Raw genomic sequence first — 13,564 nt, forward strand, 5'->3', positions numbered from 1 at the left:
AAAGAGGAAAGATRCTAGATCGCAATGATGTGGCACTTGCTACAAATAAAAGTGCACCGACCGTTTTAGTTATGCCAAGACAAGTTGAAAATCCAGCTGTTACGGCTGAAAAGTTAGCAAAAGTGCTGGGAGCATCAAAAGAGAAAGTATATGAGCAAATAACAAAAGCTTCTTCTAGCGTGTATTTGCGTCCTGAAGGAAGAAAAATTTCACATGCGAAAGCAAATGAAGTGCGAAATTTAAATTTAAAAGGCGTATATATAGCTGAGGATTCGAAGCGGTACTATCCGTTTGGAAGTTATTTGTCGCATGTATTAGGCTTTGCGGGAGTAGATAATCAAGGGTTAACAGGCCTTGAATTATATTATGATAAAGAGCTAAAAGGACAAAAAGGTTCAGTTAAATTGTATTCGGATGCTAAAGGTAAAAAGATGCCCAATATAGCCGATGACTACACAGCACCTGTGGACGGGCTGGATTTGAGATTGACCATCGATTCACGTGTGCAAACGATCATGGAGCGTGAGTTGGATAATGCTCAGACAGCTTATAATCCAGATGGTATGATTGCCATTGCCATGAATCCTAAAAACGGTGAAATTTTAGGTATGTCTAGTCGTCCGGGCTTTGATCCTACGGATTTTAAAAATGTGAAGCCTGAGGTGTATAATCGAAATCTTCCAATCTGGAGCGTATATGAGCCCGGATCGACGTTTAAGATTATTACACTGGCAGCTGCTCTTGAAGAAAAGAAAGTGGATTTACTAAAAGATCAATTTTACGATGATGGTGCTGCGGAAGTTGGCGGAGCGAGACTTCGCTGCTGGAAAAAAGGCGGACATGGACAGCAGTCTTTTTTAGAAGTTGTACAAAACTCATGTAACCCTGGTTTTGTGGAGCTTGGGGAACGTTTAGGAAAAGAAAAATTGTTCAAATACATTAAAGAATTTGGCTTTGGTCAAAAAACAGGTATTGATTTACAAGGGGAAGCAAAAGGAATTTTGTTCCCGCTTGAGCGCGTAGGGCCGGTTGAACAAGCTACAACAGCTTTTGGGCAAGGGGTTGCTGTTACGCCTATTCAACAAGTAGCTGCTGTTTCCGCAGCCGTAAACGGTGGAACGCTTTATGAACCTTATATTGCAAAAGAGTGGGTGGATCCAGCTACCGGAAAAGTTGTAAGCAGTCATAAGCCGGTTGCTAAGCGAAAAGTTATTTCCGAGGAAACGTCTAAGCAAGTGCGTTTTGCTCTTGAAAGTGTAGTAGCACAAGGAAGCGGAAAAGGAGCTTTTGTGGAAGGGTACCGCGTTGGAGGAAAGACGGGTACGGCGCAGAAAGCTCAAAATGGAAAGTATTTAAAAAATAATCACATCGTTTCTTTTATCGGTGTTGCACCAGCAGATAACCCTGAAATTGTCGTGTATGTTGCGGTTGATAACCCAAAAGGCACCATTCAGTTTGGTGGAGTTGTAGCAGCTCCGATTGTAGGTAAAATGATTGAAGACAGCCTGCGTGTGATGGACGTTAAACCGCGTAAAGGACAAATTGAAAAAGAGTTAACGTGGCTGGACACACCAATGATAAAAGTACCAAATGTCGTAGGAATGTCAAAAAAAGAGTTACAAGAACAGCTACTTAATTTAAAATTAGATGTGAGTGGCGAAGGAGATAAAGTGGTCAAGCAGTCTCCTGCAGCCGGAACGAAAGTTAAAGAAGGCGAAACGGTTAGAATTTATATGGGAAAATAAAAATCTCTATAAACCATTATTCTTCCTTGCATGATAATCAGCAGGTTACTCTGCGTGTGAACATGAAATCAACAAATAAGCCTTGGGGGTGTTCCCTCCGGGCTTCTTTTTCTGTAAAATGTAATAGGTTAGGTGCTAGAAAAAGAAGAATAGTTGCCATAGCGTCTTATAACAAACGTTTCACTTTACAAATAGAGAGGACATGGTAGGAATGGATTTACGAGAACTACTAACACATTTACATGATTTTGTTCAGCTTCCTGAGCAGAATATTGATATTACGTCAATTGAAATGGATTCAAGAGAAGTTAAGCCCGGAGCATTGTTCATTTGTATAGACGGCTATACAGTTGATGGTCATAACTTTGCACAGATGGCCGTGGAAAAAGGGGCAGTAGCAATCTTAGCAGAAAAGCCTGTGGATGTAGAAGTGCCTGTTGTACGCGTGAAGAGTACAAAACGAGCAATGGCGGTGCTAGCGGATGCTTTCTACAATCAGCCTACACAAAAAATGCATTTAATTGGTGTAACAGGCACAAATGGAAAAACAACGATTACACATTTAATTGAGCATATCTTTAAATCACAACATAAAAAGACGGGTCTAATTGGAACGATTGAAATTCGTATTGGTGATACGTCTTATGATGTGAAAAACACAACGCCTGAATCGCTGACGCTCCAAAAAACATTTCACCAAATGGTGGAAGAAAATGTAGAAGTAGCGATGATGGAAGTATCATCTCATGCACTTGACTTAGGACGCGTACACGGGTGCGACTTTGACGTTGCGGTATTTAGTAACTTAACGCAAGATCACCTGGATTATCATCATACAATGGAAGATTATCGTCGTGCGAAAGGGTTGCTATTTGCACAGTTAGGAAACGCTTATAACCATAATCGTCCTAAATTTGYTGTTCTTAATGCTGATGATGCGGCAACCGAGGAATATATTAAAAACACGGCCGCTACAGTGATTACCTATGGTATTGACCGTGAAAGTGATATTCGTGCAACCAATATTCAAATTACAAACAGCGGCACAACGTTCGACTTGACAACACCGACAGAAACGGTTCGTGTAGAGATGAAGCTTATTGGGAAATTCAGCGTCTACAACGTATTAGCGGCTACGGCTTCATGTTTAGTATCAGGTATCCCTCTGTCAGTTATTGTCGAGGAAATAAAAGTGTTAGAAGGCGTATCTGGGCGTTTTGAAGTGGTTGATGCGGAGCAAGATTTTACGGTTATCGTTGATTATGCCCACACGCCGGACAGCTTAGAGAACGTGTTAAAAACTGTAAAAGAATTCGCAAAACGCAATATATATGTTATTGTTGGTTGTGGCGGAGATCGAGATCGTACAAAACGACCAATCATGGCTCGAATTGCAGCTGAATACAGTACACAAGCTATTTTGACATCTGATAATCCACGAAGTGAAGATCCATTGGCTATTTTAAAAGATATGGAAGAAGGTTTGGATACAGATAACTATGTGACGATTGCTGATCGTGCAGAAGCTATTCGCTATGCAGTGGAAACAGCGCATGCAGATGATGTTATTGTCATTGCTGGAAAAGGGCACGAGACCYATCAAATTATTGGTAAAAAAGTATTCGATTTTGACGATCGAGAAGTAGCACGCAAAATGATTGAGGAGCGAAAGTAGTAATGAAATGGGTAGAGAACAAAATGAGTCGGAATGAGTTGGAAGTTAAGGAGGGAACATCGTGCTAGAACAATCAATTTTATTGACAATCGGCGTAGCCTTTTTGATTACGGTTGTATTGTCGCCGATTTTTATTCCCTTCTTAAGAAGATTAAAGTTTGGTCAAAGTATTCGTGATGAAGGCCCGAAATCTCACCAGAAAAAATCAGGTACACCTACAATGGGCGGTATCATGATTTTATTATCTATTATTGTGGCAACTCTTATTATGGTCAATCAGTATGCAGAACTTACATATAAGACGTTTCTATTATTATTTGTCACAATCGGATTTGGTTTATTAGGATTTTTAGATGATTTTATAAAAGTAGTGTTAAAGCGTAACCTTGGATTAACATCTAAACAAAAGTTTTTAGGTCAGGTTGTCATTTCAATTATTTTTTACTTTATTGCAAGACAGTTTGAGTTTTCAACTGAAGTGACGATTCCTGGAATTAAAGACCCAATCGATTTAGGTTGGTTTTATGTTGTTTTCCTCATCATCTGGCTTGTTGGTTTTTCAAACGCGGTTAACTTGACGGATGGATTAGACGGACTTGTATCTGGTACAAGTGCGATTGCTTTTGGTGCATTTGCAGTTCTTGCTTGGAATGCAGAGCAGTTTGAACTATCTATTTTCTCAGTTGCTGTAGTAGGAGCTGTGTTAGGATTTTTAGTTTTTAATGCCCATCCTGCAAAAGTATTTATGGGAGATACGGGTTCTTTAGCGCTAGGAGGAGCTATCGCTACGGTGGCTGTCTTAATGAAAATGGAATTCTTGCTTGTTATTATCGGTGGTGTGTTTGTTATTGAAACACTATCTGTTATTATTCAAGTCGCATCTTTCAAAACAACAGGAAAGCGTGTGTTTAAAATGAGCCCGCTTCATCACCATTACGAGCTAAGCGGCTGGTCGGAATGGCGCGTAGTTATGACTTTTTGGGCTGTAGGACTATTATTTGCAATGCTTGGAATTTATATCGAGGTGTGGATTTAAATGAAATCAGTCAATACGTATCAAGGTAAACAAGTACTTATTTTAGGATTAGCCAAGAGCGGTTTAGCAGCTGCTCAGTTAGTTAAACAGCTTGGTGCTAAAGTAGTCGTTAATGATCAAAAACCGTACGAAGAGAACGTAGCAGCACAGGAATTAGAAAAAACGGGCATTGAAGTTGTCTGTGGACATCATCCGCTTGAGCTTTTAGACAAAGCGGATGTTATTGTAAAAAACCCTGGGATTCCGTATTCAAATGTTCTATTGCAAGAAGCATTAAAGCGAAATATTCCGATTTTAACAGAGGTAGAATTGGCTTATGAAATTAGCGAAGCGCCTTTTATCGGAATTACGGGAAGCAATGGGAAGACAACAACAACAACGCTAATTTATAAAATGTTAGAAGAAGATCAAAAGCAGCCGCTGATTGCTGGAAATATTGGAACAGTAGCTTGTGAAGTGGCGCAAAAAGCAACAAAGGACAATGTAATTGTAACGGAGCTTTCTTCTTTTCAGCTGATGGGAATTGAAAAATTCCGTCCGAGAATCTCTTTATTATTGAATTTGTTTGATGCTCACTTAGACTATCATGGCACAAAAGAGGAATATATCAAAGCGAAAGCAAATCTCTTTAACAATCAAACAAGTGAAGACTTTGCCGTTATTAATGCGGATGATGAGCTAGTGATGAAAGCTAGTGCAGATGTTAAAGCGACAAAAGTACCTTTTTCTGTTACAGCTCAAACGACAGAAGGAGCGTATATTAAAAACGAAACGATTTTCTTTAAAGATGAAGAAGTGATGTCCTTAAAAGATGTGGTGCTGCCAGGCAAACATAATCAAGAAAACATTTTAGCAGCTGTATCCGTTGTGAAGCTGTACGGCTGTTCAAATGAAGCTATCTACCGCGTGCTCACAACGTTTGCTGGTGTTAAACATCGCGTTCAATATGTCACGACAATCAACAAACGTAAGTTTTATAATGACTCTAAAGCTACGAATATGCTTGCTACAAAAGTAGCTCTTTCCGCTTTTTCGCAGCCGACGATTCTACTTGCAGGTGGACTCGATCGCGGCAATGAGTTTGATGATTTAAAAGAAGAGTTTAAAAATGTGAAAGCTGTGATTACATTTGGTGAAACGGCTCCTAAAATTGAACGCGTAGCAAAAGAAGCGGGAATACAAATTGTAAAACGTGTCGATAATGTTAAACAAGCAGTTTCAGAAGCATATGCTTGTTCAGATGAAGAAGATGTTATTTTATTATCTCCTGCTTGTGCAAGCTGGGATCAATTTAAAACTTTTGAAGAACGTGGTGACATCTTTATTGAATCTGTGCATAAACTGAAATAAGGGCTTGTCTAAACACCTAGAAAATACACTAGCCCTAATCTATTTTTAGAGGTGTGTGACAGTGTCGACAAAAAGGTCTACCCCAGATTTTTTTCTCATAATCGTTACGCTTTCCTTGCTAACCATCGGCCTTATCATGGTATACAGCGCAAGTGCGGTATGGGCTACATACAAGTTTAATGATTCTTTTTTCTTTGCTAAACGCCAGCTCCTATTTGCAGGGCTTGGAGTATGCGCGATGTTTGTCATCATGAATATTGATTATTGGATGTGGCGTACGTGGGCGAAGCCAATTGTAATCATTTGCTTTGTTATGCTGGTACTTGTATTGATTCCGGGAGTAGGGCTAGTACGGAATGGGTCGCAAAGTTGGATAGGAGTTGGAGCGTTTTCGATTCAGCCTTCAGAATTTATGAAGTTTGCTATGATTATATTTTTAGCGAAATATTTATCAGAAAACCAGAAGAAAATTACATCTTTTAGAAAAGGCATGTTACCGGCGTTATTACTGGTTTTCTTACCGTTTGGCATTATTATGATGCAGCCGGATTTAGGAACGGGAACGGTGCTTGTTGGAACTTGTTTAGTCATGATTTTTGTTTCAGGAGCAAAAGTAAGTCACTTTGCAGGTCTTGGGTTGCTTGGCGTAGCCGGTTTTGTAGGGCTTGTTTTATCGGCTCCTTATCGGATTAAACGCATCACTTCATTTTTAAATCCTTGGGAAGATCCGCTTGGAAGCGGGTTTCAAATCATTCAATCTCTTTATGCAATTGGGCCAGGGGGATTGCTTGGATTAGGGTTAGGGCAAAGTAGACAAAAGTTCTTTTATTTGCCGGAGCCTCAAACTGATTTTATTTTTGCTATTCTGGCAGAAGAGCTCGGTTTCATCGGGGGAACGCTTGTTTTGCTTTTGTTTAGCTTATTGCTTTGGAGAGGAATTAAAGTAGCGCTCGGAGCTCCTGATCTTTACGGAACGTTTTTAGCCTTAGGAATTATTTCAATGGTTGCGATTCAAGTCATGATTAATATAGGAGTGGTAACAGGTCTTATGCCTGTTACGGGAATTACGCTTCCATTTTTAAGTTACGGTGGATCATCGCTGACGCTCATGCTGGCAGCAGTTGGAGTTTTGTTAAATGTTAGTAGATATTCTCGCTATTAATTGAAAAAAATTGTATAATGTCAAGTAGGCAATGGTCTACTGAAGTAAACCGTCATCTTAAATCCAAGTGCACGCCGGATTTTGTTGGCGGTTTATTTTCGATTTTTTACAGGTAGATGATATTTTTGTATGAAATGTTTTTAAAATGTAATGTTGTGATAACCAATTTTGAGTCCAACTATGGTATGATGTGTAAGGTTAAATGTTTTATCTTAGTGAGTAGGTGAACGTATGTGCACTTATGAGCGTAGCGTTTTTTTATGACTGTCAGCATGTGTTTAACTTCTAAATGAAAAACGATAAAAAAACAATCAAAATTACTTTATATAGCAGATGAACGTACATTCTATGGGTGAATGTCATACGATAAATAAAAATGATGAAATTGACAACAGAATAGAGTGCCTTGGTAGAAAAAAGGTATCTTACAAGGTGCTGCTTAGTTATGAATCTGTTCTTATTATTCTTATGCATTAGAAGTAAGGGCGCATTGACATGAAAGTTTTATAACAGCAAAGAGGGTTTTAGGAGGTTCTTATGGAAGCGTTAGTAAAAGAGTTAGTCGAAGCGAATATTGGAAAGGTTCGTGAAAATGAACCGCTAGCAAAACATACAACAATGAAAATTGGTGGTCCAGCAGATGTGCTTGTAGAACCTGATTCTGTTGATCACTTAAAAGTTACAATGGATATTATTAAAAAACACGGCGTGAAATGGAGAGCGATTGGTCGAGGATCTAATCTTCTTGTTTCTGATAAGGGAATTGAAGGTGTGGTCATTAAGCTCGGAGCCGGATTAGATGATTTAACAGTAGATGGAGAGACGGTTACTGTAGGTGGGGGATACCCTAGCATCAAGCTTGCAACAGTTATTACAAAACAAGGCCTGTCTGGGCTGGAGTTTTCAAGTGGAATTCCTGGATCTGTGGGAGGCGCTGTTTATATGAATGCAGGTGCCCATGGTTCTGATATGTCTCATGTAGTCGAAAAAGCGCTGATTTTATTTGAAGATGGCACTCTTGAGTGGCTGACAAATGAAGAGCTTCAATTTTCGTATCGTCATTCAATTCTACAAAAAGACCGTCCCGGAGTATGTGTAGAAGCCGTGCTGCGTTTGAAAAAGGGAACGAAAGATGATATTGTGGCGGTCATGCAGAAAAATAAAGACTATCGCCGTGAAACACAGCCTTGGAATTTCCCTTGTGCAGGCAGTATTTTTAGAAATCCGCTTCCAAATTATGCAGGAGACTTAATTGAAAAGTCCAACTTAAAAGGTTTTTCAGTAGGCGGAGCGCAAATTAGTGAACAGCATGCGAACTTCATTGTCAACACAGGAGATGCAACGGCTTCAGATGTGCTGAATTTAATTGCTCATGTTAAGAAAACAATTAAAGAGAAATTCGATATTGATATTCATACAGAAGTTGAGATTATTGGTCGCTAATTACCCAGCCCGTGGCTGTATGGTTATGCGTGAAAAGGTAGCTTTTATGTGTTTATTCTATGCTATAATGGGGATATTCTCATGAAGCAAAGATTGGAAATAAATAGATGGTAATTCCTCGTTTATTTTCTCAAATGGATAAGGGTGAAAAAAATGGAAAAAGGTAAGTTAATTGTTTTAGAAGATCGGGTACCGAAGCTGCAAGAACAGCGAAAGCAAAAAGCAAATAGACGGCTGATTTTGTATTTATCACTCTTTTTCATCCTTATTTTATTTATTGTATATTCTCAATCTTCTCTGAGTAATGTTTCTAACATTGAAGTACAAGGGAATAAACATGTAAGTGATAAGGATATTGTCAAAGCGAGTGGTCTGTCCAAAAAAACCAGCTACTGGAAAGCTGATGCTGATCAAATTCAAGAAAAAGTCGAAAAAAACCCTGAGGTAAAGGAAGCTGTCATTCACAAAACATTTCCTAATAAGGTCGTAATCGACGTAAAAGAGTACGCAAGAATTGCTTATGTAACCTCGGGGAATAAATATTTCCCTGTGAATGAAAATGGAAAAGTTCTAAAAGAAGTAAGTGCTAAGAAAGTGTCATCCGACGCTCCGCTGCTAATTGACTGGAAAGACGGAGACGCTATACAAAGCATGGTTCAAGAATTAGCTAAAACGCCTAAGAGCATAAAAGGGGCTATTTCTGAGATTTACTACGCGCCGACAAAATCAGAACCTCTTCACATCGAGGTGTTTATGAATGATACGCGTGAAGTAAGCGGGAAAATTAGCAACTTCTCTGATAAAATTGTTCATTACCCAGCTATTGCAAGTAAATTAAGTGATGATCAAAAAGGTATTATTGATTTAGAAGAAGGATATGCATTTAAACCTTATAAAAAGAGCAAGCAGTAATTATTTTTTATAAGTGTTAATTAAAGGAAATAGATGAGTTGAGACTGGCAAACTAGCCCTCGTACATTGTATAATCACATGCAAGTATTCTGCATACATATGATTTTCTTCTCCGTTGCTGTGAAATGGAAATGTAATATTTGTTCTAGGTAAGTTTCGCTTTTCTCAGTGTACATCTTAGTGTAGACTTGTAGTTAAATAGCTTTTTTCAGTGAATTTTAGGCTTAAATCTAAAAAAAAGTCAAAACCAGAACGTTTTGTTCTTTGAAAGAGATAAAGTCTGTGAAAAACTTGAAAAAAATTGATTTTACAAAAGGGAAACAGATGTATTTGTTGAATATTTTCATATAATAAAAAATTAATATTGTTGTTCTTCTTAATTYATTAAGATGACATGTGCAGAAAGAAAAAGGAGGTGCCAAAGAATGAACAGCAATGAAATATACGTTAGTTTAGACATCGGTACATCCAGTGTGAAAGTAATCATCGGAGAGATGAGTAACGATTCATTGAATATCATTGGTGTAGGGAATGTTAAATCACACGGACTAAAAAAAGGTTCTATCGTTGATATAGATGCAACAGTTCAATCTATTAGAAAAGCAGTAGAACAAGCTGAACGAATGGTAGGCATTACAATTAAAAAGGTTGTAGTGGGCATAAGCGGAAATCATGTATTTTTACAGGATTGTCACGGAGTAGTAGCCGTGTCAAGCGAGAATCGTGAAATTACAAACGAAGATATTCATCGAGTAATTGATGCTGCTCAAGTCATGTCTATCCCGCCAGATCGTGAAATCATTGATGTTATTCCAAAGCAATTTATTGTAGATGGCTTAGAAGGTATTAATGATCCTAGAGGTATGATTGGGGTACGTTTAGAAATGGAAGGCACAATCATAACGGGATCTAGAACGGTTTTACATAACTTATTACGCTGTGTAGAAAGAGCTGGTTTAGAAATCAGTGATATTTGTTTACAGCCTCTAGCCGCTGGTTCAATTGCATTATCTCGTGATGAAAAAAACTTAGGTGTCGCACTGGTAGATATCGGTGGAGGTTCAACAACGGTTGCGATCTTTGACCAAGGACATTTGAAAGTAACAAATGTACTAGCTGTTGGCGGAGAGCACATTACCAAGGATTTATCGATTGGCCTTCGCACATCGACTGAAGATGCGGAAAATATTAAGATAAAGCATGGACATGCTTTCTACGATCACGCTTCTGAAGAAGAAGTATTTAGTGTACCGATTATTGGAAGCGATCAGCATCAGCAGTTTAATCAGCTCGAAATCTCTGATATTATTGAAGCTAGACTAGAAGAGATTTTAGATATGATTACGCAAGAGGTAAATCGCCTAGGATACAAAGATATTCCAGGAGGATTTGTTTTAACAGGCGGAGTAGTAGCGATGCCTGGTATTCTTGAGCTAGCTCAAGTAATTTTAAAGAATAACGTGCGCATAGCAGTGCCTGATTATATTGGAGTACGTGAGCCGCATTATACAACAGGCGTAGGATTAATAAAATTTGCATACAAAAATGCTAAAATACAAGGCCGGGAAATTGGAGCGCCAGTTGTGGAAGAAGAGCCGATTGAGCAAGAAATGATCAAACCTAGCCCGAAACCACAGCAGCCGCAACAATCAGCCGAGCAGCCGAAAAAGAAAAATGACCAAAATTTAATGAAGAAGTTTTTTGGATACTTCTTTGATTAACGTTACGGATTGGTAATTTCGAAGAATTAGGAGGAACTATCATGTTGGAGTTTGATACAAGTGTAGACCAATTAGCGACGATTAAAGTAATCGGTGTCGGAGGCGGCGGTAACAACGCGGTTAACCGAATGATTGAACATGGCGTCCAAGGTGTAGAATTTATTGCAGTTAATACAGATGCACAAGCATTAAATTTATCAAAAGCTGAAACAAAAATGCAAATCGGCGCTAAATTAACAAGAGGATTAGGTGCAGGTGCTAATCCAGAGGTTGGTAAAAAAGCAGCCGAAGAAAGTAAGGAACAAATCCAAGAAGCCCTAAAAGGTGCAGATATGGTTTTCGTAACGGCTGGTATGGGTGGAGGAACTGGAACTGGTGCAGCTCCAGTCATTGCCCAAATTGCTCGTGAGCTAGGAGCACTAACGGTAGGTGTTGTTACTCGTCCGTTTACGTTCGAAGGTCGTAAGCGTTCTACTCAAGCGGCAGGCGGCATTGCGTCAATGAAAGAAGCAGTGGACACGCTGATTGTTATTCCAAATGATCGCTTATTGGAAATCGTTGATAAAAACACGCCAATGCTAGAAGCGTTCCGTGAAGCGGATAACGTATTGCGACAAGGTGTGCAAGGTATTTCAGATTTAATCGCAGTTCCTGGATTAATTAACTTAGACTTCGCTGACGTGAAAACAATTATGTCTAACAAAGGATCTGCACTTATGGGTATCGGTATTGCAACTGGTGAAAACCGCGCTGCTGAAGCGGCTAAAAAAGCTATTTCAAGTCCACTTCTTGAAACATCTATCGATGGAGCTCAAGGTGTATTAATGAACATCACAGGCGGTACAAACCTAAGTCTTTACGAAGTACAAGAAGCTGCAGATATCGTTGCTTCGGCTTCTGACCAAGAAGTGAACATGATCTTTGGATCTGTTATTAACGAAAACCTAAAAGACGAGATTGTTGTTACAGTTATTGCAACTGGCTTTAGTGACCAAGATTTATCACAGCCAAAACCAGGTCGTCCTTCGTTATCGGCGAATCGCATGCAGCAATCGACACAGCAGCCGGCTCCACAGCCGAAGCGTGAAGTAAAGCGTGAAGAACCTGTACAGCAAGAATATACGCGTCCATCTCAGCCACAGTCTGAAGATGCGCTAGATATTCCAACATTCTTACGAAACCGTAATCGTAGACGCTAAGAAAATAAAAAACCAAGACCTCTGTTTTATACAGAGGTCTTTTTTTATGCAATGAATCTAGAAAACTCAAAAAGAATATAAAAAACATTCGACATGGTCAATATGATGCCTTTAAAGGGTTTATGTTTTCTTTCTAAAAGTGGTGTGACAAATATCGAATGATTTCCTCAAAAATACTGCTTGTTTCTCGGCATGAACTGACAGACTTTCTAATAGGATGTACTATATACTAATTTTTAACAGAAAAATTCAGAAAGAATGGAGAGGTTATAAACATTGCCAATCTATTTAGATTTAATATGGATGCTGAATTTTGGGTTAGATACGATTTTACTAATGTTATGTGCAGTTGTACTTAAACGGAATTACAAGTGGTGGCGGCTTTTGCTTGGCGGCTTTATCGGTTCATTAATTGTCCTTCTTATGTTTACGCCTTTTTCTCATCTTATGGTTCACCCTGCCATTAAAATTTTATTCTCTTTTTTTATGGTATTGATGACGTTTGGTTATAAACGACTGCGCTTTTTCTTTGAGAATTTATTAACGTTTTATTTTGCAACCTTTGTTGTTGGTGGAGGATTAATGGGCGTTCACTTTTTATTTCAAGATCAGTTTCTTGTTCTTAATCAAATGGTTGATACAAAATCTCCAMAGTTTGGTGATCCTATTAGCTGGATATTTGTTCTTATCGGTTTTCCGCTATTATCTTATTTTTCAAAAGCACGAGTTGATGATTTGCGAATGAAAAACATTACATTTGATCAGCTGGTAGATGTGGAAGTTATTTTAAACGAACAGACTCTGTCGATGAAAGGACTTATTGATAGTGGAAACCAGCTTGTAGATCCGCTGACGAAAACCCCGGTTATGATTGTTACAGCAGATTCTTTAAAAGAAATATTGCCTGAAGGCTTAATGGAATTAAGCAAAAATGTCCAATCCTTTTCACACAGCGAAGATATTGATCAAGAGTGGTATTCAAAAGTCCGCTTTGTCCCTTATCGAAGCGTGGGCCAAGCCAATCAGCTCCTTCTTGCTCTAAAGCCAGATATGGTAAGGCTGGTGCATCAGTCCAATACGATTGAAGTCACTAAAGTATTAGTAGGTATTAGTCATACAACGCTTTCAGTGGAGAAGCAATATGAATGTATTGTTCATCCGAAGCTMATTGTTATTGGAGAAGTAAGTTCCGCATCGTAAAAGGTGTGAACAAATAAAGGAGGATACAGAATGGCTACATATCGAATTCGATTTCAATTATGGTGGTACAAATTATTAATTAAACTTAAGCTAAAAACAGATGAAGTGTACTATATAGGAG

10 protein-coding genes are annotated in these 13,564 nt (G+C 38.7%); all 10 read left to right on the forward strand.

Annotated elements, in window-relative coordinates; genetic code table 11:
* Positions 1-1,745: stage V sporulation protein D (locus AC1DRF_RS08720; protein ID WP_477740597.1), on the forward strand; the 1,745-nt coding region annotated here is incomplete at its 5' end.
* A gap of 211 nt (positions 1,746-1,956) precedes the next feature.
* Positions 1,957-3,420 (forward strand): UDP-N-acetylmuramoyl-L-alanyl-D-glutamate--2,6-diaminopimelate ligase, encoded by a 1,464-nt coding sequence (locus AC1DRF_RS08725; RefSeq protein WP_477740599.1) that lies wholly within the window; start codon positions 1,957-1,959, stop codon positions 3,418-3,420.
* Positions 3,421-3,481: 61 nt separating this feature from the next.
* The gene (mraY, locus tag AC1DRF_RS08730; RefSeq protein WP_013058961.1) at positions 3,482-4,456 is read left to right on the forward strand and encodes a phospho-N-acetylmuramoyl-pentapeptide-transferase; all 975 of its coding nucleotides are present in this window, start codon (positions 3,482-3,484) and stop codon (positions 4,454-4,456) included.
* Positions 4,457-5,806, forward strand: a complete 1,350-nt coding sequence (murD, locus tag AC1DRF_RS08735; protein WP_043976413.1) for a UDP-N-acetylmuramoyl-L-alanine--D-glutamate ligase — start codon at positions 4,457-4,459, stop codon at positions 5,804-5,806.
* A gap of 61 nt (positions 5,807-5,867) precedes the next feature.
* Positions 5,868-6,968: a stage V sporulation protein E gene (gene spoVE / locus AC1DRF_RS08740; RefSeq protein ID WP_013058959.1), complete on the forward strand. Its 1,101-nt coding sequence runs from the start codon at positions 5,868-5,870 to the stop codon at positions 6,966-6,968.
* 537 nt (positions 6,969-7,505) lie between these two features.
* Positions 7,506-8,411 carry a UDP-N-acetylmuramate dehydrogenase gene (gene murB / locus AC1DRF_RS08745; protein ID WP_013058958.1) on the forward strand — a complete coding sequence of 302 codons (906 nt, stop codon included), beginning with the start codon at positions 7,506-7,508 and terminating at the stop codon, positions 8,409-8,411.
* Positions 8,412-8,564: 153 nt separating this feature from the next.
* Positions 8,565-9,323, forward strand: a complete 759-nt coding sequence (locus AC1DRF_RS08750) for a cell division protein FtsQ/DivIB (RefSeq protein WP_016765445.1) — start codon at positions 8,565-8,567, stop codon at positions 9,321-9,323.
* A gap of 425 nt (positions 9,324-9,748) precedes the next feature.
* Positions 9,749-11,044 carry a cell division protein FtsA gene (ftsA, locus tag AC1DRF_RS08755; RefSeq protein ID WP_013058956.1) on the forward strand — a complete coding sequence of 432 codons (1,296 nt, stop codon included), beginning with the start codon at positions 9,749-9,751 and terminating at the stop codon, positions 11,042-11,044.
* A gap of 41 nt (positions 11,045-11,085) precedes the next feature.
* Positions 11,086-12,243 (forward strand): cell division protein FtsZ, encoded by a 1,158-nt coding sequence (gene ftsZ, locus AC1DRF_RS08760; RefSeq protein ID WP_013058955.1) that lies wholly within the window; start codon positions 11,086-11,088, stop codon positions 12,241-12,243.
* Positions 12,244-12,519: 276 nt separating this feature from the next.
* Positions 12,520-13,443 carry a sigma-E processing peptidase SpoIIGA gene (gene spoIIGA, locus AC1DRF_RS08765; protein WP_477740598.1) on the forward strand — a complete coding sequence of 308 codons (924 nt, stop codon included), beginning with the start codon at positions 12,520-12,522 and terminating at the stop codon, positions 13,441-13,443.
* Positions 13,444-13,564: the final 121 nt, after the last annotated feature.

Source organism: Priestia sp. P5_B4 (assembly GCF_056400385.1).